This is a genomic window from Candidatus Nomurabacteria bacterium (assembly GCA_020631975.1).
GTDB lineage: Bacteria > Patescibacteriota > Saccharimonadia > Saccharimonadales > CAIOMD01 > JACKGO01.
The window spans coordinates 327,666-349,377 of record JACKGO010000001.1 but is presented as its reverse complement, the minus strand read 5'-3'; the positions used below and the strand labels follow the sequence as shown (position 1 = coordinate 349,377).

Annotated in this window: 15 protein-coding genes; 10 read left to right on the top strand and 5 right to left on the bottom strand. The window is 42.3% G+C overall.

Annotation, left to right across the window (positions count from 1 at the left end; all coding sequences use genetic code 11):
• Positions 1–19: 19 nt before the first annotated feature.
• A complete protein-coding gene (locus tag H6795_01865; protein ID MCB9817267.1) occupies positions 20–3,637 on the top strand; it encodes a DNA polymerase III subunit alpha in 3,618 nt (1,205 codons plus the stop codon).
• Positions 3,638–3,641: 4 nt separating this feature from the next.
• Here H6795_01865 and H6795_01860 read toward each other — a convergent pair whose 3' ends face one another.
• Complete coding sequence (locus H6795_01860) at positions 3,642–4,328, bottom strand: hypothetical protein (protein ID MCB9817266.1); 687 nt, start codon at positions 4,326–4,328, stop codon at positions 3,642–3,644.
• Between the two features lie 7 nt (positions 4,329–4,335).
• Positions 4,336–4,833: a TrmH family RNA methyltransferase gene (locus tag H6795_01855; protein ID MCB9817265.1), complete on the bottom strand. Its 498-nt coding sequence runs from the start codon at positions 4,831–4,833 to the stop codon at positions 4,336–4,338.
• 62 nt (positions 4,834–4,895) lie between these two features.
• On the opposite strand from H6795_01855, the gene H6795_01850 reads away from it, so the two are divergent.
• Positions 4,896–6,500 (top strand): type II/IV secretion system protein, encoded by a 1,605-nt coding sequence (locus H6795_01850; protein MCB9817264.1) that lies wholly within the window; start codon positions 4,896–4,898, stop codon positions 6,498–6,500.
• Here H6795_01850 and H6795_01845 read toward each other — a convergent pair.
• Positions 6,497–7,651, bottom strand: coding sequence for an NADP-dependent malic enzyme (locus tag H6795_01845; protein ID MCB9817263.1), 1,155 nt, complete (start codon positions 7,649–7,651; stop codon positions 6,497–6,499). The genes H6795_01850 and H6795_01845 overlap by 4 nt on opposite strands.
• An 86-nt stretch (positions 7,652–7,737) precedes the next feature.
• Here H6795_01845 and rplS point away from each other — a divergent pair, with 86 nt between their 5' ends.
• From rplS to H6795_01830, 3 genes are read left to right on the top strand one after another with little or no spacing between them, the layout of a single operon-like run.
• Positions 7,738–8,256, top strand: coding sequence for a 50S ribosomal protein L19 (gene rplS, locus H6795_01840; protein MCB9817262.1), 519 nt, complete (start codon positions 7,738–7,740; stop codon positions 8,254–8,256).
• A 13-nt stretch (positions 8,257–8,269) separates the two neighbouring features.
• The gene (locus H6795_01835) at positions 8,270–8,815 is read left to right on the top strand and encodes a ribonuclease HII (protein ID MCB9817261.1); all 546 of its coding nucleotides are present in this window, start codon (positions 8,270–8,272) and stop codon (positions 8,813–8,815) included.
• Positions 8,816–8,831: 16 nt separating this feature from the next.
• A complete protein-coding gene (locus H6795_01830) occupies positions 8,832–9,170 on the top strand; it encodes a YraN family protein (protein MCB9817260.1) in 339 nt (112 codons plus the stop codon).
• Here H6795_01830 and H6795_01825 read toward each other — a convergent pair.
• Entirely contained in the window at positions 9,157–11,670 is a 2,514-nt protein-coding gene (locus H6795_01825; protein ID MCB9817259.1) for a M1 family metallopeptidase, read from the bottom strand. The genes H6795_01830 and H6795_01825 overlap by 14 nt on opposite strands.
• Before the next feature lie 119 nt (positions 11,671–11,789).
• Between H6795_01825 and nusA the strand changes: the two genes are divergently transcribed.
• The 5 genes from nusA (at position 11,790) to H6795_01800 (ending at position 18,756) form a co-directional block, all read left to right on the top strand.
• On the top strand, positions 11,790–12,953 hold the full coding sequence (gene nusA, locus H6795_01820; protein MCB9817258.1) for a transcription termination/antitermination protein NusA: 1,164 nt from the start codon (positions 11,790–11,792) through the stop codon (positions 12,951–12,953).
• A gap of 145 nt (positions 12,954–13,098) precedes the next feature.
• A complete protein-coding gene (locus H6795_01815; protein MCB9817257.1) occupies positions 13,099–15,552 on the top strand; it encodes an ATP-dependent Clp protease ATP-binding subunit in 2,454 nt (817 codons plus the stop codon).
• Positions 15,553–15,573: 21 nt separating this feature from the next.
• Positions 15,574–16,554 (top strand): hypothetical protein, encoded by a 981-nt coding sequence (locus H6795_01810; GenBank protein ID MCB9817256.1) that lies wholly within the window; start codon positions 15,574–15,576, stop codon positions 16,552–16,554.
• A gap of 13 nt (positions 16,555–16,567) precedes the next feature.
• A complete protein-coding gene (radA, locus tag H6795_01805) occupies positions 16,568–17,941 on the top strand; it encodes a DNA repair protein RadA (protein ID MCB9817255.1) in 1,374 nt (457 codons plus the stop codon).
• Between the two features lie 2 nt (positions 17,942–17,943).
• Positions 17,944–18,756 (top strand): TRAM domain-containing protein, encoded by an 813-nt coding sequence (locus tag H6795_01800; GenBank protein ID MCB9817254.1) that lies wholly within the window; start codon positions 17,944–17,946, stop codon positions 18,754–18,756.
• Positions 18,757–18,825: 69 nt separating this feature from the next.
• Here H6795_01800 and H6795_01795 read toward each other — a convergent pair whose 3' ends face one another.
• Positions 18,826–21,591, bottom strand: coding sequence for a transglycosylase domain-containing protein (locus H6795_01795; protein MCB9817253.1), 2,766 nt, complete (start codon positions 21,589–21,591; stop codon positions 18,826–18,828).
• Positions 21,592–21,712 lie beyond the last annotated feature (121 nt).

Here is a 21,712-nt window from a genome sequence, read left to right as displayed (position 1 = left end):
GATAAATCATTACATAACGGTGAGGGGTGCTGTTATCGCTACGCTTCGTCCTAGTGACTATGTGCATTTGCACAATCATACGCAATTTAGTTTATTAGATGGTCTTACACAATTAGGACCATTGCTTGATTTTGCAAAAGAACAGGGTATGGAAGCGATAGCTAAAACAGATCATGGCACTTTAAGTGGATCGGTAGAATTTTACAAGGAAGCCAAAGCAAAGGGTATAAAACCAATCATAGGCATAGAGACATACGTTGCTATGCGCAAACACACTGACAAAGACCCAGCAAAAGATAAACAGCGATATCATTTGGTGCTGCTCGCCATGAACAACACTGGGTATAAAAATATAATGCGGCTTTCTACTATTGCGAACTTAGAAGGCTTTTACTATCATCCTCGGATAGATCATGATTTGTTAGAAAAGTATAATGAAGGTGTAATCGCCTTGAGTGCGTGTATGAGTGGTGAAGTAGCCAATGCCCTAAAAAATGGGCAACGTAAGCAGGCAAAAGAAGTAGCATTGTGGTATAAAAAAACTTTTGGTGATAGATATTATTTAGAAATTCAAGACCACGGCCACCCTGATAATCCCCTCACCAACAAAGAACAAGAGGATATTAATACAAAAATTCTTGATCTTGCCAAAGAGCTAGACATACCAGTCGTTGTAACTTGTGACGCGCATTACCTAAAACACGAAGATCAAGATGCACACGAAGTACTGCTCTGCGTTGGTACAGGTTCATACGTGAGCGAAGAGAAAAGGATGTCACTTAAAGATTTTCCTTTACACGTAGAAAAACCATCAGAAATAATTCAGAGGTGGGGGAAAGACTATCCAGAGGTTATTACCAATACAAAAGCAGTCGCTGAACGCTGCGATATAGAAATTGAACTAGGTAATATTCTTATTCCTCAGTTCCCAGTGCCAAAAAAGTACACTGAAAAATCATATTTACATGAGCTTGTTTATAAAGGTCTCGCCGAGAGATACGCACCCAAAAAGCCTTCCCATAAAGAAGCTAAAAATCAACTGCCGAAAGAGGTAATTTCGCGAGCCGAATATGAGCTAGATGTTATTGATTCCATGGGATTTAATGGCTATTTCTTAATAATTTGGGATTTTGTCGCCTGGGGCAAAAAACAAGGCATTATGTTTGGACCTGGCAGAGGTTCGGCAGCTGGCTCAATTATTGCATACGCCTTGCATATCACAGATCTGGATCCTATTAAAAACGATTTGCTATTTGAGCGATTCTTAAACCCTGATCGCATTAGTATGCCAGATATAGATATTGACATTCAAGATAATCGCCGCGGAGAAGTAATTGAATATTGCGTTGCTAAATATGGTGATGACAGAGTAGCAAATATCGTGACATATGGACGCATGGCAGCGAGGGCAGCTGTCCGCGACGTAGCACGTGTTTTACAAGTACCCTATGCCGACGCCGACCGTATGGCAAAACTAGTGCCTCCACCACAACAAGGCCGTCACTTGCCACTGGCTACTTCAATCAAAGAAAACAACGACTTAAAAAAAGAATACACTTCTAACCCACAGGCAAAAGAAGTGTACGACATGGCGGTGCGCCTAGAAGGCACCATTAGAAGCCACGGCGTGCACGCTGCCGGTGTAGTGATTGCACCAAACGATATTGTGTCCTATGTACCACTAGAAATGGCTCAGAAAGGGGTTGTATCTACACAATATCCAATGGGTATTATTGAAGAGCTTGGCCTACTAAAAATGGATTTTTTGGGGCTTTCTAATTTAACGACTATTAAAAATGCTCTAAGAATCATTAGAAAAGTCTACGGAGTAACAATAGATATAAATACCTTACCGTTAGACGACAAAAAAACATATGAGTTACTAGGCAAAGGAGACACCACCGGCGTGTTCCAGCTAGAATCGGCTGGTATGAAACGATACTTAAAAGAGCTGAAGCCCACAGAATTTAACGATATTATTGCCATGTGCGCCTTGTATCGCCCAGGACCTTTAAAAGCAGGCCTCGTAGATATGTTTGTCCGGCGAAAAAACGGTAAAGAAGCAGTCAGCGTGCCACATAAAAAGTTCGAAAACGCTTTGTCATCTACCTACGGCACACTTGTTTATCAAGAGCAGGTCATGCAGATTAGTAAAGAAGTCTGTGGCTTTAGTGGCGGTGAAGCTGATACGTTACGAAAAGCGATTGGCAAAAAAATACGCGAAGTTATGCTCAAGATGCAGCAAAAGTTTATAGATGGTGGTGTTGAACATAGCGGCGTACCCAAAGATGTAATGGAAAAGTTCTGGGATGATTTAATGGGATTTGCTGATTATGCTTTCAATAAATCTCACTCCGCATGCTACGCACTAATTGCATACTGGACGGCTTATTTAAAAGCACACTACCCAGCAGCTTTCATGGCGGCACTCATGACCAGCGATTACGATGATATAGATCGATTGGCAATTGAAATTACCGAATGTAAACATATGGGTATTACCGTCTTGCCTCCAGATGTTAACGAATCGTTTCATGAGTTTTCGGTAGTACCTCACAAGCAAGATGAAGCACCTTCTATACGCTTTGGCATGGATGCCATAAAAAACGTCGGGCACAATGCAGTAGAAAATATAATTGTTGCAAGAGAAACTCACGGTCAGTTTAATGAATTAGCGGATTTTCTCGAACACACTAATGCCCGTCAAATTAATAAAAAAGTGCTAGAAAGTCTCATAAAAAGTGGTGCACTAGATCGGTTTGGTGATCGAAGTGCGCTGCTAGAAAGTATAGACTCAATTGTAGCGGTATCATCAAAATTGAGTAAAGAAGCGCTTGATGGGCAGGTTGATCTGTTTGGCGCTGGTGAGATAGCAAAAGTAAAGCCAGAGGTAGAAATTGTATCAACTGGGCTGTATCAGACCCATGAATATTTGCAATGGGAACGTGAACTTCTTGGGCTATATTTATCTAGTCACCCGCTTGAATCATACGACGTAATATTGACCGAAAAAGCGGTGCCACTCGCCACGATACGGATAGATGATGATGGTAAGACGGCAACTATTGGAGGCAGTATTAGTGATCTTCGTCAAATAACTACCAAAAATGGACAAGCGATGGCTTTTGTACAAGTAGAAGATATTGTTGGCGATCAAATAGAAGTTGTTGTGTTTCCGCGAGTACTAGAAGCAAATAGTGCAAGTATAGTGAAAGATAAAGTTGTACTTGTTAAAGGGCGAGTGAACAGTAAAGACAAAGCAGGCAATGCTATGGCTGAGCCAAAATTAATTGCAGATACATTTATGTTACTTAGTTTGGACGAGGCTAAAGCATATCAGCCGACTGGTGTAAAAACGTCGCTTGGTAAACCTAAAAAAACCCAGTCACGTCCACCAATAGATACACCCCTCCCCAAGACAAAACGTCTTTACATTCGTTTGCAAACTCATCATACAGACGATGTGCTGCGAGATATCAAAGTGATTCTAGAACAACACCTGGGTAATACAGAAACCGTTCTGGTGGTGGGTGATAAAAAACGTCCTATACGTCTTTCTCAGAAAATTAAGTACAGTGAAGGGTTCCATGAAGCCTTGGCCAACGTAGTTGGCGACGACGCTGTAAAATTACATTAACAGGTTATATGTTACGTCTGCGAATGTGCCGTATCTCTAGGAGCGCACCGGCAATAATGAGTGATATTGCTACACCAATGACAGCATAGGCCTTGGTGCCAAACATTGCAGGTTGTAAGACTGCGATTGTGCCAGCCGGGTTGGTAGGCTGCGGTTCCCCAACACTTAGCTGGGGCAAGGCTGCACCATAGAGAGCCACTACCACGGTCGTATTTTTGCTACCTTGGTAATCCCCGTAACGAGCGATACCAATACCAAGTTCATTATATTGTGTACTCAATAAATTTTCCCTATGTGTAGGGCTATTTAACCAGCCCTTCACGACAGCTGCATCATCTTCGTTTGTAATCGCTAAGTTTTCACCGGCAACTTTATAACTATAGCCGGCTTCTTTAAAGAAATCCCAAGGTGTTTTCCCGTCTGGTGCAAAATGGGCAAAATACTGATTCTGCACCATGTGTTCTGCTTTGGCTTGCGCTGCGCTCATTAACTGGCTATTGGTTGAAAGTTCACGTACTCCATTTTGCTGACGAGCTTGATTGCTGAGGGTAATAATCGTATCGGCACCAATCGCGTAGCTCGCTTGTAGATTTAATGGAGTAAATAAGGTGACAGCAAAAAGCAGTAAAAAAGCCCCAAGTGTATATAAACTGTGGCCTAGCGTATGATGATTGCTGTAATGGTATTGCATGGTGATTTTATGTTTTTGTTCGTGTCGTATACAGTGCGATTGCGGCTGCGTTTGCGACGTTAAGTGATTCTTTTGTACCGTACTGCTCAATCTCTAGTATGACATCACAGCGAGATTTCGTCCATGTATTAACACCATCAAGCTCATTCCCAAGGATAAGAGCACTTGGCTGGGTGAAGCTGTACGAATCTAACGGTATACTGTTTGTATCTTGTTCTATACCAATAATCTTATACCCGGCTGATTGGGCTGCGTCGATGGCTGTTGCTATCGTATCAAATACGCTAAAAGGCAGTGTAGATTCAGCCCCGAGTGCTGTTTTTGCAATTTGCTCATGAAGTTTTTTAGCTATATGAGGCATGCGCCGGTCTGCCTTACTGATAGGATACGGAGTATAGCCGCTAAAGAAGATTTCTTGTACGCCAAAGCAATCGGCTGTACGGAGTATGCTCCCAACATTGTAGGTACTCCGAATATTATCCAATATAAGGGCAATAGGGATCATGTATTCTATAGTAACAAATTATATATAGCCTATACTCCTTATGCTTGCTACTATGTAAGGGTATGCAAGACGAAAACCAAGCAAGACGTCTAGACGAACAGACTGCACAGCGCCAAGCACATATCGTTGGGGTCCCATATTTTGATACTTCAAATGTAGATATTGCAATTTATAAAGAAGCAGTCAGTATAGAAGACATAAAAAAACATAAATTCGTACCCTTGTATGTAGACGCGAATACGATGCGTTTTGGTATTACCAATACGACACCTCAAGCTATTTTGCAAAAACTGCGCCAAGATCATCTAGACCAAAGAATAGAGTTTTACTTAATTTCTGACAGTGGGTATCGTGATTTATTACGAAAATACGACCCACCCAAACAAGTTATTTACGATGATATTAATATTGGTAATACTACAAATACTGAGCAAGTAGCTACAATTTCCCATACACTCGGCTCGGTGCGGGCAGATGATATGCTCGCATACGTTGTAAAGCAAGCATATCAGCTTCACGCGTCTGATATACATCTAGAGACAGATCGAAATGAAGTTCGTATCCGGTTTAGGGTTGATGGCGTGTTGCACCCAATTGCCTTGCTCAGTATAGAAAAATATCGGCAATTAGTATCAAGTCTCGCTGTAGCAGCAAACATATCTACCAGTTCGGCAGATGCTCAAACTGGACACATAAATAAGAATTATATGCTTGCCGATGGTTCTAATGTAGAAGTAAACCTGCGTGTAGAAACGGTACCGACTGTACATGGTATGGACGCAGTTCTGCGGTTGTTCACGTTAAATACAGACCTTATGCAATTGCATAAATTGAACCTTCAACCAGACGAGCTACATATAGTCAAAGAAGTAATTAGCCATCCTAATGGCCTTGTACTGATTGTTGGTCCAACCGGTTCAGGTAAAACTACTACGTTGTATAGCATTCTAAATGAACTCAATAGTACTGAACGGAAATTAATAACACTCGAAGACCCAGTTGAATACAATATCAAAGGGGTAACCCAGATACCGGTTGATTCTCGGCAGGTTAAAACAGGTTTTGCTGAAAAGTTCCGGGCGGTGCTACGGCTCGACCCAGATGTTGTTATGGTTGGAGAAATTCGTGATAATGACACAGCAAAAACCGCTTTACAATCGGCCTTAACGGGTCATTTAGTGCTTTCTACCTACCATGCTGGTTCGGCTGCAGCCTCGCTTACTCGCATGCTAGACGCTATTTCAGAAAACCCACTATTTGCCTCTGCCATACGAGTAATTATGGCCCAACGACTCATACGTCGCTTAGACGACACAACAAAACAGCCATATACACCTGATGCGTCTACGATTGCATGGTTGAAAAAAATTATTGACACATTACCAACTAGAATAGAAAAACCAAATCTAGACAATGTGCAACTATATAAAGCAGTACCAAGCGCTACATCTCCTTTTGGGTATAGCGGCCAATTTGCAGTGAGAGAGTTGTTGCTCATGACCCCAACAGTCGAAGCTGAACTAAAAAAGCCTATTAGAGAAATTACAGAGCGTAGTATTCAGCAAGTAGCTATCCAAGATGGTATGACCACCATGCTACAAGAGGGCGTGTTGCGAGCGCTTGCAGGCGAAACTACAATAGAAGAAATCAGTCGCGTACTTGTCTAGCGCTTTTTAAATACTGCCGCTACATTATCGGCGACATGGCGATCAAATGGGCTAGGAATAATGGCATCTGCAGTAGGGTGAGTCACCAGTGCAGCTAATGCTTCGGCCGCCGCCATTTTATGTGCATCTGTAATAGCACTATGTGTGTCTAACGCTCCCCTGAACAAGCCAGGAAATGCCAAGACATTATTGACTTGATTTGGGTAGTCGCTTCGCCCAGTTGCCACGACAGCCGCTCCAGCGGCTTTTGCCACAGTAGGTAAAATTTCTGGCTCTGGGTTGGCAAGTGCAAATATAATAGGATTCTCTGCCATAGTACGCACCATAGCTTCAGTTAACAAACCACTGCGTGAAACGCCAATAAATATATCACTGCCTTTAATAGCTTGTTCTAAACTAGTAGATCCATCATTTTTAGATAATTGTGCTAGCATCTGTTTTTCTGGAGTTAAGTCTGACCTAGAAGTAGTTATAACTCCTTTGCTATCTACCGCTACAATTGTTGGTTGAGCGTATTGTGTGAGCAGTTTAGCAATAGCGATTCCAGCCGCTCCAGCACCAACAAGAACAACCTTACAAGCACTAAGGTCTTTCTTAACATAGCGTGTCGCATTAATGAGCCCAGCTAACACAACTACAGCAGTACCGTGTTGATCATCGTGCATAATGGGTATCGAAAGACGCTTTTTAAGTTCATCTTCTATATAAAAACACTGTGGAGCAGCAATATCTTCTAAATTTATACCACCAAAGCTTGGCGCTATGGCAACGACTGTTTCTATAATTGCGTCTGGGTCTTGCGTGTTTAGCACGATAGGTATGGCATCGATACCTGCATAATGCTTAAACAAGATAGCTTTTCCTTCCATAACGGGCAGGGCACCCTCGGGTCCTATGTTGCCAAGTCCTAGTACACTTGTGCCATCTGACACGACCGCGACCGAGTTATGAGTATTGGTATACAGTGGGGTTTCTGAAGGATGCTTCGCTAACCTTTCAGAAACAGCAGCGACACCTGGGCTGTAATAAATGCTTAAATCGTGCCGTGACTTTAATGGTACTTTAGATACAATGGCGAGTTTGCCACGAGCTTTTTTATGCGCACGGAGTGCTTCTTCGTATATGTTCATGCTTGTATCTATTGTACACATCTAATCTTGTATTTTTTAGCCTTTTATATTGTGGGTTTATGTGCTATAGTAAACCACTGATTGTAATAATAATTTTGGGATAAATCATGCAAAGTGTCATACAAGCTATTGAGTCAAAGTATAAAAAACCCCAAGTTGTTGACGTAAGAACCGGCGACAGTGTTAAGGTACATCAAAAAATTAAAGAAGGCGCAAAAGAGCGTGTTCAGGTATTTGAAGGTCTTGTCATAAGAACTGATCGTAAGAATAGTCTCACCAGTAGTATTACTGTAAGAAGGCTTGCGAGCGGTATTGGTGTAGAAAAATCATTCATCATACACAGCCCAAACGTTTTAAAAGTAGAGGTCACCAAACGAAGTAAAGTACGTCGTAACTATTTAAGCTACATGCGTGTTCGTACTGGTAAATCTGCAAGACTGACAAGTGTAGATTTTGATAAACGAGCGGTCAATACCATACATGATGCACAGGCAGAAGCTGCCGAGGCAAAAATACATGCCGAAGCAGAAGCCGATCACGAAGCAGCTGCACAAGCCGAAGCCGCCGAAGCAACAGCAGAGACAAAGAAGTTTGAAGAAGTAGCCAAAGATCGCGCTAACGACTAGTACGTACTTATAAATGATAGGCATAGATGAAGTGGGAAGAGGGTCATGGGCTGGCCCTCTTGTTGTGTGTGCTGCCCGTTTGAATAAGCCTATTAATGGTCTTAAAGACTCCAAGCTGCTTAGCAAAAAACGCCGCGAAGAGTTATTTGTACATATAGAAAAAAACTGTGACATTGGTGTAGGCTGGGTATCAGCCGATGAAATTGATGACATAGGGCTAAGCGCAGCGTTATATTATGCTGCAGGGTGCGCTTTAGCAGAGCTCAGCCCGACATCAGAAGAAGTAGTCATAGACGGTTCTATTCAGCTATTACCAGCCTATGAAGCGAGTACGGTGCGCATTAAGGCAGATAACACTGTACCAGCCGTGAGTGCGGCGAGTATTTACGCAAAAGTCATAAGAGACAACTGGATGTGCTCTCAAGATAGTATCTATGATGCGTATGATTTTTGGCACAATGTAGGTTACGGTACCTTAAGGCATCGAAAAGCGATAGAACAGTACGGTATAACACCCTTGCACAGAACTTCATTTTCGCTACCTAGTAGAATCGTCTGATATAGTTTTAAGTAAGATGAACACGACACAAGTAGGACGCCAAGCTGAACAGGCTGCCGTACAATGGTTGCTGCAGAATGGGTATCAAATAATTGATCAAAACTGGCAAACTCGTTGGTGTGAAATTGATATTATCACTAAAAAAGCAAACGTTATATTTTTTGTAGAAGTACGATATCGTCGGAATGATGCTTGGGGCGATGGCATAGACTCAATCACACCTAGGAAATTGCAGCAAATGCAATTTGCAGCAGAGCTTTGGTTAACACAGGCTAAGTGGAGTCACGATGCATCGTTATGCGCTATGGCGGTGGCTGGTCAGCCACCCGTAGTCAGTGCTTTTATAGAGCTGTAGAAAGCCACGACTCTACTGCTTTTTGATCGCGCTGACGCCACTCTATTTTAGCAGTAATATCTTTGGTGCCTAAATCTATATTACGGGCCAATGAAGGGATATCCGCTAGTGGTGTAAAGTGTTCAGCGTAAGTATTAAGCCACTCTTGTGTAGAAAAGACGGCAGCACTGTAACGTGGATAGTTATCATACGATTTATCTTGGGCGAATACTTCTGTAATCCAATGCCAGTTGGTAACCAGCCACTGCCATGCGCTGGCACGGCTTGCCTGATTGCGTAAAAGATATACCAAAAACCTATCAAGATCTTGTAATCTAACAAATTGCTGATCTTTAAGCCGGCTAATCAGTTTTTTGATACGAGTGGTATCTTTTGTAGCACATAGAGCACCAGCAATATCAAGTTGTATATCACCATTTTTAGTTGCTGGGTAGGCAGTAAGGAATGAATCAAACATCGCTTTGTCACCAGATTTAATAACCGCTGTTAGAATTGCTGATCGAGTGTCAACTGGTAGAGCTTCAAAATCATCGCAATCATTAAATATTTTCGTTGCTGTTTTAATGACATCAGGTTCTTCTGAGTATATAGCTAAGCCTGCAATAATGCTGCGAAGTTTCTTGTCATTATTGGTATCGGTTACTTTAGACACGAGCCCTAAACGAGTATACTGCTTCTCTATTAAACGGTATGTAAGTTTTTTTAGAGACGACTCTGCTGTTTCGTTACCCTCTATCATGAGTCTTGTGTCACCGATAACAAGACTAATCACACTCCACACAGACTGTTCGGTCTCGTTTACGTAATAACTCAGAGAAGTCAAGGCATCTGTAAGTGAACCAACACCACAGCGGGCTAATAGTAGTGGGTCATGCAATAACAATAAACGTGCATCTGGTGAGATGCGATGATGTTTGACATCGTCATAAATTGCCAATCTTGTTGCATCAGACGTGTAGTATGGCACATAATGTCCACCGTATATGTTAAACCGAGTATGTGGTTTTTGTACATGCACCAGTTTGCGTTTTGTATCGAGAATATCGAGCGCTGAGTTGTCTGAAGACCATAGCGGTATTGACCACAGTTTTTCAGATGTATGCATTGTGGTTGTCAGCTGATGTTGTTCTACACTGAGTGTGGTATCATCTACCGGTGTAATTTTTATGTACGGGAATCCTGACTGGGTAATCCAACCGTGCATAATGGAAGCAACATCTATACCACTTGCAGCGCCGAGCGCATTCCACAGGTCTGCGCCAACAGTGTTTTGGTAGGCATGATGTTTAAAATAGTTTCGTAGACCTTTTTTAAAATTACGATCGCCCACAACGTGATAGGCCATATATAACAATCGTGCGCCCTTGGCATATACGATAGAAGGGTCAAAAAGTGTGCTAATTGCATCGGGGTGGTGTACAGGTGTGGCTACTGGTTGCACACCAGGCAATACGTCGCGTCTAAATGCGCTCAGAGCATCGTGGGCAGCAAAGCTTAACATAACGTTCCACTCTGGGTATATAGCGTCTATCACTAAGTACTCCATAAGTGTGGCAAAACTTTCGTTCAGCCACAGATCATCCCACCACTGCATCGTCACGAGATTACCAAACCACTGATGCGATATTTCATGTGCAATCACCGTTGCTATATATTCTTTAGCTGAGGTTGATATGGTGTCTGGGTCAGCAATAAGGGCGATTTCACGGTAGGTGATGAGACCCCAATTTTCCATGGCGCCACTACTAAAATCCGGAAGCGCCACATGATCACATTTTGGTAACGGATATGCCACCCCAAAATATTCATTAAAAAACTCGGTGGTTTTTACCGCTACTTCTAGTGGGAAGACCAGTGATTCTATGTCGTGATCTTTACTAGACCAAACTGTAATTTCTGTGCCGTTTTCTGTTTGTGTAGAAACTTTCTGCAGATTACCACACACAAATGCAACTAAGTAACTACTCATCACTGGAGTCGTTTCAAAAATAAAGGTTGTTGAATCATCTGTATTCTGATGACTTGTTTGCTGGGGCATATTACTCAGCACAATTGGTTCATGTGTCGTTATTTGTAATGCGAACGTAGCTTTAGCTTCTGGTTCATCTATACAAGGGAACGCTTCACGTGCATGGTGGCTTTCAAACTGGGTGCCGAGGATAACCGAACCATCATTTGTGTATGCTGGGTAAATACCGTGCATTGCTTTTGTTATAGTGCCGCTAAAATGTACTGTCGCAGATATACTTGTTTTTTTAATGTTTGGTATGTGAATATCTAGAATGTCTTCGTTGATAGAAAAATCGCAGGCGGTACTATCAACTGTTACACCTATGATTTGCAAATCTTTCACATGAAGCCGTATATGGGGCGAACTTTTTTTTCTATCACCAAATACGGTAACGGTGCCACTAAATCTTAGGAGTGTCGCATCTAGAGTTAAATGAACATCATAATGAGTTGGGGTAAATTCACGATATAGTCGGGCTACATCAGTCAAGGGTTTCTCCTTTTTGCTTTAATTAGGTTGTTTTAGCTGCCACTCTATGGTATCATACGAAGTACACCGTTCCGACCATATTGGTCGGATTTTTTACTGAAGAAGGGAGTAGAAATAAAATGGATATCGAGACAAAACAATTAGTGATGGCAGTTCGAACAATTGCCGAAGAAAAGAACTTACCAGAAGATGTCGTACAAGAGGCTATAGAACAAGCATTAGCAGCTGCATGGCGCCGAGATTTTGGTGACAAAGACCAAGAAGTGCGGTCTGTGATTAATATCAATGATGGTTCCGTAACAGTATTTATTACAAAAACTGTAGTAGATAATGTAACGAATGAGCACTTAGAAATTTCACTCAAAGACGCACAGGCAATTCGTAAAGATGTCGCTCTTGATGAAACGGTAGAGATAGAAGAAAAGGTAGAAAACTTTGGACGGGTGGCTGCCCAAACGGCAAAACAAGTCATACTACAACGATTACGTGAAGCCGAGCGAGAAGTTGTATTGGCTGAATTCGAAGACAAAATCCACACCGTTCTAAATGCTATCGTAACTCGCATTGAGGGTCGGATGGTTCGAATTGAGATTAATCGTGCTCAGGGAATCTTACCACCGAGCGAACAAATACAAGGAGAGCGTTACCATCCGGGCCAACGTCTGAAGGTGTATCTAAAAGACGTTGAGCGTGGTTTTAAAGGTGCCCAACTGGTAGTAAGCCGTGGTTGTCCTGAATTTATTGAACATTTGTTTCGGAACGAAGTACCTGAAATGGAAGGTGGCGCTGTAGAAATTAAAGGCATAGCTCGCGAAGCAGGTGTACGAACTAAAATAGCCGTTGCCAGTAATTTGCCAGGTGTTGACCCAGTGGGAACTTTTGTTGGTGGTCATGGGACGCGTGTACAAGCAGTTATGAGTGAAATTGGTGAACAAGAAAAAATTGATATCGTAGTTTTTGCAAGCGATACCAAGGAGTACATTATTAATGCTCTTAGCCCAACCAAAGTCGTAAGCGTTGAACTTAACGAAAATGCGAAAAAGGCCAAAGTAACTGTAGAAGAAGACCAACTATCGATAGCGATTGGCAGAAGTGGCCAAAACGTACGACTTGCCAGTAGGCTCACTGGGTATGATATTGATGTTGTAGGAGATAAGCCAGCAGCTGCTGAAGTACCAGAAAAGAAAGACACTGTCGTCGGAGCCTCTAACGCTCCTAAACTCAAGAAAAAAAGTGATTTAGAGTCTAGTCTCCTTGAGGCAATCGAAGAACACGGCGAATAAAAGAGGTCTGTATTAGACGTATACGAGATTGTAATTAGCACTCTTGATTAATGAGTGCTAATTTCATATAATTAAATGGTATGATTGCTACACTATTAATATCTAGAGAAAGAATAAGGGTATTGTCATGAATGAGTCACAAGATATGCAAGAATTTCTGAACCACCTGACTGATAATGCCCTTATGAGCCTAAAACATGCTGATCATGTTGCACGTACGCAAGGTTCGGCATATGTCGGCACTGAACACATACTTCTGGGAGTATTGGCTCAAGACAATTCAGTAGCTTCTAAAATACTCACCACAGCAGGCGTTTCCTATGAGAGAGCCCAGCTAGCCCTTAACCTAACTCCTAAAAATCTCGTCATTAATCTTGGTGCGAAAGGTCTCAGCGAAACCGCTAAATTAGCACTCAAGGTGAGCTGGGATTACGCACAAGATTACGGCCAAGACATGTGTGGGACCGAGCACATTGTGTTTAGTATTTTGCAACAAAAAAATTCACGTGCGACAGTACTGCTTAGAGATATGAATATCAATACTGATAAATTGTTGAATTCTTTTGATGACTTTTTGCAGAAGCAGCAGTTTGATTCAGACCAATCTCGCAAACGCACGGCAACTAAGTCACGTCGCAAAGGTGGTAAAAGTGTTCTCGATGTATTTGGGAGTGACCTGACGGCTCTCGCAGCTGAAGATAAGCTAGATCCGGTTGTTGGTAGAGAAGACGCTATAAAACGTACCATCACGATATTAAACCGCAGGAGTAAAAATAACCCTGTTTTGATTGGAGAACCTGGGGTTGGTAAAACAGCCGTCGTAGAAGGCCTTGCTCAAAGAATTGTTGCAGAAGAGGTACCTGACAGCTTACTAGAAAAACGCATTGTTGTATTAGACTTAGCTGCCATGATTGCCGGTACCAAATACCGTGGTGAGTTTGAAGAGCGCCTAAAAAAGGTTATGGACGAGCTAATGGCAGATAGAAAAATTATTATATTTATTGATGAGATGCACCTTCTCGTTGGCGCTGGGGCGGCAGAAGGAGCTATTGATGCAGGGAATATACTTAAACCTGCGCTTGCGCGTGCCAAAATACAAGTCATCGGCGCCACGACGACGAGCGAGTATCATAAACATATAGAAAAAGATGCTGCGCTCGAACGACGTTTTCAACCTGTCGTTATACCACCGACCACTACCACAGAAACGCTCGCAATCTTAAAAGGGCTTAAAAAACACTACGAAGATTACCATGGTGTTCGTATTTCTGATGCAACGATAGAAGACGCGGTATATTTTGCCGATAGATACATAAGTGATCGCTATATGCCGGATAAGGCAATTGATTTGCTTGATGAAGCAGCCGCATTATTGCGCGTAGATAAAGGCAAAACACCTAAAGAATATCGTCAACTTATAAAAGAAATACGCTTATTTACTGTTCGTCGTGATGATGCAGTAGAGCAAGAAGATTACGAAAAAGCCGCAAAATATAAACAACGTATTAGTGCGGCACAGGCACGTCTTGATGAACTAAAAAGCAAGCTGGGCAAGCATAAGCGACTAGAACTTAGCGGTGATGACATTGCGAGGGTAGTACATCAAGCAACGTCGATTCCGCTTACAAAACTCATGCGTCAAGAGGCGAAAAATCTTCTAAAATTAGAATCACACCTCGGCCGCTATGTAATTGGGCAAGAAGAGGCAATTAATGCTATTGCACGGGCTATACGAAGAAATCGTTCTGGTGTAGGGAGTGAAAAAAGACCAATCGGTACATTTATGTGCATGGGTCCAACAGGTGTAGGGAAAACTGAGCTTGCGCGTGTCCTGGCACGAGAGTTTTTTGGGAAAGAAGATGCACTGATTAAAATTGATATGAGTGAATTTGGTGAGCGCCACACAGTGGCACGTTTAGTTGGCGCCCCAGCTGGTTATGTAGGGTACGAAGAAGGTGGTCAGTTAACTGATAAAATTCGTCGCCAACCGTATAGCCTTGTGTTATTTGATGAGATAGAAAAAGCGCACCCTGAAGTATTTAATATGCTTCTGCAGATTTTTGAAGACGGCGAACTCACAGATGCAAAAGGTCGTAAGGTGAGCTTTAGGAATACGATTATCATGCTTACGAGTAATATTGGTGCTAAGTTGTTGCAAAAAGAGGTTAACCTTGGCTTTGCCAGCAAGGCAAATGATAAATCTGTCGATGAACTCCATGCCGAAAATAGCGAAAAAGTAAAAGAAGAACTGAAAAAGCATATGCGTCCAGAGCTTATTAATCGTATAGATAAAATAATCGTCTTTAAAGCGCTCAACAAACAAGCTGTGCGTAAAATTATTGATGTTCAAATTAATGAATTAGCCCAACGTTTGCAGCGCCAAAAAATTGGCATACACTTAAGCGCAGCTGCCAAAAACTGGCTACTAAAAAAAGGCTACGATGTACACAACGGAGTACGCCCTATGCGCAGAGCCATTCAAGATGAAATCGAAGATCCAGTGGCGGATAATATATTAGACGGAACTTTTACGGCAGGTGACGTAATAACTGTTACTACAGATAAAAAACTACTTACGTTTAGTGTAATCCACGAATAATTCGGTATACTTATATATACGATGACACGGACAGTTAAATGGCTATGGACAACAGTTTTTATCGCTATGGTAGTGTCTATTGTGTTTGTGTGGTTTAACCGGTTTACAATATTTGATGCGTATGTACTCCGTTCTTACACACCTAGCCCAGAAATCGTACAATTAGCAAAAGATAGCGGCATGAACGAAACGGGCGCAGAGATATTTTACTCACATGTGCCTAAAATAACTGAGCAGGCTGAGTTTAATAGCGTTTGTACATCAAGCGAAGCAACAATTGTACTAGGGTGCTATACAGGATTTGATTTTAATAAAGACACCGATATATACATTTATAATGTGCAAAAACCGGAGCTCGCAGGCATTAAAGAGGTAACTGCTTCGCACGAAATGCTCCATGCTGCATACGACAGACTAAGCCCCAAGCAGCGCCAACAAGTAGATGAAATGACGGCGACTATGGTTACGAAAATCAACAATCCAAGAATACTGCAGCTCATAAAAGGATACCAAGATAAAGACCCGTCCGTCGTACCAAACGAGATGCATTCTATTTTAGGCACAGAAGTTGCCTCACTAGACCCACAATTAGAGCAGTATTATCGTACGTATTTTTCTGATAGACAGAAAGTTGTAGCACTTTCAGAAAGTTACGAAGCTGTGTTTGATACAGCAAAAAGTGACACACAGCGCATCAATGGTGATTTAGCCTTACGTAAATCAGAAATCTCGCAGCAAGAAGCTCAAATAGGTGAAGATGAAGCAGCGCTACTAGAAACAAAACGCCAACTAGAAGCATACCGTTCCCAAAAAAAATTCGCAGAATATAACGCATTGGTGCCTAGCTACAATCAACAAGTTGAGGCATATAATCAAAAAATAAGCAGTCTTAAACAGTTAATCGCAGAGTATAATAAACTGGTTCAAGAGTACAATAGCACAGTAGACAGGCAACAAGACCTGGTAAATAGTATCGATAGTAAATATCAATACTACGAATGAAAATGGTACACTAATCGTTATGCCAAAGGCTAAGACAAAATATGTTTGCAGTGATTGTGGAGAAGCATACGGATCCTGGAGTGGTAAGTGTGCTACGTGTGGCGCCTGGAACACTATCCAGCAAGTGCTAGACGTTCGTGGCAGCACAAAAGGCCAACAAGCAGTCCATAGCGGAAGCGTGCTTAAAGCAACAACTATCAATGAGCAGACCGCAGTCAGCCATTCAGACAGAATACCTGTTGGTGTGGCTGATGTAGACAAGGTGTTAGGTGGTGGTTTAGTACATGGTAGCGTGACACTGCTAGCTGGACAACCTGGTATAGGAAAGAGCACGTTACTACTACAACTTGCGTATGCAATTGCACAGACTAGCTCGCTTCTATACGTAAGTGGTGAAGAGTCAGCAGAACAAGTCGCCATGAGAGGCAAGCGTATTAGCAGTGCAATAGATAAAAACGTAGTTATAGCAACCAGTAACAGCGCAAACGACATTGCTACTACGATTGTTTCTGGTGAATACAATGTGGTTATTGTCGATTCAGTGCAAACATTAGCAACAGATGAAATCACTGGTGTGCCCGGCTCAGTCAGCCAAGTTACGAACAGTGCTCAACTGATTACGCTGGCAGCTAAACAGTCCAATACTGCGGTTATCTTGGTGGGGCACGTTACAAAAGAAGGTTCTATCGCAGGCCCAAAAGTTCTTGAACACTTAGTGGATGTCGTATTGCAGCTAGAGGGTGACCGATATGCAGGATTTCGCGTCTTAAGAGGCATAAAAAATAGGTTCGGCTCTACAAACGAAGCAGTCATTCTAGAGATGTCCGATAAGGGTCTGCATGTCGTTACAAATCCATCAGCAGCATTACTTTCAGAGCGACAAATCAGTGACGGTTCTATCGTGCTCGCAACCCTAGAAGGCACAAGGCCAATACTAGTAGAAGTACAAGCACTCGTTAATACAACAAGCTACGGCTATCCTAAGCGTGCAGCATCTGGGTTTGATCTAAACCGACTTAATTTGCTTGTTGCAATGCTTGAGCGCCGAACCAAGCTGAAGCTTTCTGACAAAGACATTTATATCAATATAGTTGGAGGCATAAAAATAACTGAAAACGCTGCCGATTTGGCTATATGCATGGCGATTGCTTCAGCAGCGAAAGGCATGCAACTAAGTACAGATGCTGTGGTGTTTGGCGAAGTAGGTTTAAGTGGAGAGGTGCGACATGTACCATGGCTAGAAAAACGCATTCAAGAGGCCCAAAAAATGGGTTTCACAAGTGTTATTGGTCCACGATTACAAAAGTCGCAAACAAATTCTGGTCTACAATATAAAGAAGCAAAAAACATAAAAACAATCCTTAACGACACGCTGATGAAAGGCTAACCATGACAGATATAATAATTATTGGACTTCTCTTATTAATAGTAGTTTTAGTATATAAAAAACCACGTAAAAAAATCACGCAACCTACTGGTGGTGCAAGTAGTGTTATTTTGGACAGCTGTGCGCTGATAGATGGAAGGGTCATTGAGCTCGCCAAAATAGGGTTTATGCCTAAAAAAATCATTGTTCCACAATTTATTGTTAAAGAACTACAATTATTGGCTGACGGCCGTGATAGCTATAAACGTGAGCGCGCTCGCTTTGGCTTGAATGTCGTGCAGCAATTACAAAATGACGCTGAGCTAGACGTCACAATAGACGAAACACAACCGGGCAAGGTAACAACTGATGAAAACCTTGTAGCACTTGCCAAATTGACATCTGCTGAGTTATTTACCACCGATTACAATCTCAATCAGGTAGCAACCATAGAAGGTGTCACCGTGCTTAATGTTAATGAGCTCGCCCACGCTGTCCGACCAGTAGCGTTGCCGGGAGAAACTGCGCATGTGACAATTTTGCAATCTGGTACCAACCGTGATCAAGGGGTCGGCTACCTAGACGACGGTACTATGGTCGTTGTTGATGGGGCAATTAAAGACATTGGTAAATCAATACAGGTAACGATAAATAAATCGCATCAAACCGTAGCAGGAAAAATGCTATTTGCGAAAAAGGTTTCTCAACCAACCATTAAGGCTAAGAATCAAACAGTAGCATCTAAAGATATAAAACAACGTCCGTTTCAGCAAAAGCGCACAAATAATACTAAGAAGCGCTCACATATAATCAATAGCCATACAACTACACGGTAGCTACTTTTAAAACATTTATGACGTGTATTTCAGATTGATTACACAAGCACTAGTTGTACGCTAATAGTGCTAAGGCAGCACTGGTGACGGAGTATCATCACTCGCACTCGGTGCAGCACTCACCGTAAAGCTTGTCGCATCACTAGCATCATATAATACAGAGTCTACAACATTAGCTGTGATTGTTTGTGTGCCAGACCCACTTGGTCTAAAGACAAAAGGAATAGACACGCTGTCTGAAATGTCATAAGACCCGCCCTCAAGCACAGTACCGTTAATAGAAAAGCTCACGCTCGTTAACGGGTATTTACCTTTTTTAATCGTGGCGGTCACGCTGTAACTACCGTCTGGCTTTTTTTGTACTTCGCTTAAGCTAACCGTTGGTTTGTCAGCAGGGTCGCAGGTATGAATATCATCTTTATCTGTTGGTATAAGTCCACCACCAGCGCCTCCGTAGCGTGCTTTAATTGGGTTCATCCAATTATTGTAGTTTGGGTCACTCGTGGGCAGCTCGGCGCGTATACCACCACTTGTGATAGCTTGTTTGGCACGTTCTGGTGTACACTCGGTTGCGAGTTTATTAGAAATAGAATCAATCGTGGCTGACTTTGTTGAGTCAGGGTATTGTGGTTTATACCAGCTTGGAAAGATATCGCACTTACCACCGCTTTTTGCAGCATAGCCTGTCGTTGGGCTAAGACATACTCGTTTCATGCCAGCAGGCTGCGTCCATTTATCGCCAGCTCCTGCTAGGTCTTTGTTGGCTTTTGCAAAAAACTCACGCCAGATAGGTGCGGTTTTATGTTCCATAAATCCGCTTAGTGTTTTATTTTCGTGATGACCAACCCATACTCCAGCTGCAATTTTCGTATTAAAGCCCATGAGCCACCCGTTATCAGAGTTATTTGTGGTTCCAGTCTTTACCGCTGTTGTGACACCATTTATTCTTACTCTGTTATCTAACCCTACGTATCGTGCTGCGCCATCGCTAAGTATGTTGTTGATAGAATATGCTACTTGCTCGTCTAGGGCACGTTCACCGGCTGGATCGGTCCATTCATAAATAACTTTACCTTTGTTGTCCTCTACCTTTGTGTAATATGTAATCGGTTTATAGTTTCCCATACGTGAAAACGTAGCAAAGGCATTAACATGTTCATCTAAGCGTACTTGACCACCATCACCAATCGCAGTAGATAAAATCTCTTGGCAGTCTTCTACGCCCGGCGTGTAACAACCCGTTACGCCGCTGGTGAGCCCCATCTTTTTTGCTGTATCGTGTACGTATGGTATGCCTGCCATGTACATGGCTTTAATAGCAGGAATATTTCTAGAACCACCTAATGATTGACGCATTGATAGTGCACCTGGCTGTTTTTTATCATAGTCGTCTGGGCTATAACCACCACCAAAATTAGTTTTTAAGTCATACAAAATACTACCTGGGCCCCAGTTTTGCGACTTCGTCATCAAGGCGGCATAATCGTAAGGTTTGAAGGTAGAGCCTGGGCTACGCGGAGTTGTTGCGTAATTTATTTGGCCAAATCCGGGGTATTCAAAATCCCGCCCACCAACCATAGCTAGTACTTTACCTGTCTGGGCGTCTACCGCAACCATTGCAGCATTATCACCGCCACCACGAACAATTGTAGCCATACCATTTTTGACCGCTTCTTCAGCGTAGCCTTGCAGTCTAAGATCTACCGTTGTTGTTACCTTGAACCCTGATTTTCTAATGTTGGTAGCCCCATATTGTTCCTCTAGACGTTTTTGGGCTTCGAGCACAAAGTAAGGTGCAATAATGTTATTAAACTTACTCTTCTTAGGTACAACCTTAGCAATTGTATCTTGTTCTTTTGCTGTGTTTGCTTCGTCTTGCGTTATGTAGCCTTGGTCTACCATAAGTTGCAAAACATAATTGCGACGCTCTACCAGTTCACCCGTGTTATCACCCGTTGGTGAATAATACGATGGCGCAGGGATAAGAGCCGCTAAGGTAGCTGATTCATCTAGTGTTAAGTCTTTGGCTGGTTTGTCAAAGTAGCCTCGTGCGGCAGCTTCGGCACCAGCATAGGTAGAACCAAATGAGATTTCATTTAAATATGCGTTTAAGATTTCATCTTTTGTGTACGAACGCTCGAGCTCAATAGCTAAGATTAATTCTTTTACTTTTCTCGTGTATGTCTGTTCTTGTGATAACAAAGAGTTTTTAACGAATTGCTGTGTAATAGTAGAACCACCTTGGGTGCTTTCACCACGCAGATTATTAAAGAACGCACGGGTAACCCCAGCTGTACTAAAGCCACCATGGTTATAAAAGTCTTTGTCTTCTATAGCAATAACTGCTTTTTGGAGATGGGTGTTAATGTTTTCTAATTTAACAGGGTAACATTCTACGTCACCAGAGCTTGCCCACAACAAAGTCTGGCCAGTGTTGTCATAGTAAAGTGAAGATGCACCTTGCGAACATGTATCTAGATTTGTAATGTTTCTAGGCAAGTCTTTCCTGAAATATGCAAAAGTAGCCAATAAAAATACCATCATTACCGCAAGGCTTACACCTGCTACTTTTAAAGCACGTATAGCACCGTCTCTGTTAAACCAATAAGCAGCAAAGTTTTTTGGCTTCAAATAGTACACAAAACGCTTTATAGGGTTTTTGGGCATTCTTGCCTTTTGATCAGCACGCCTACGCGCCCGCAGGTCTTTACGAGCTCGCATACGATCACCAATGTTTCGGTTTACGATATTAGCAGAATCGAGTGCTTTATTCTTGGCGCTCGAACTCTTCGTCTTTAAGCCAAGACGTGACTTCTTTTTACTGGATTTACTCATATACCTGTATATTTACCTCAATATCACCATCTATTATACCAAAATTACCTACAATATACACGATAAAAAGTTAGTGCTTTTTAGGTCACTGCGCACCTGTTGCGTTGTGCGGTACACTGTA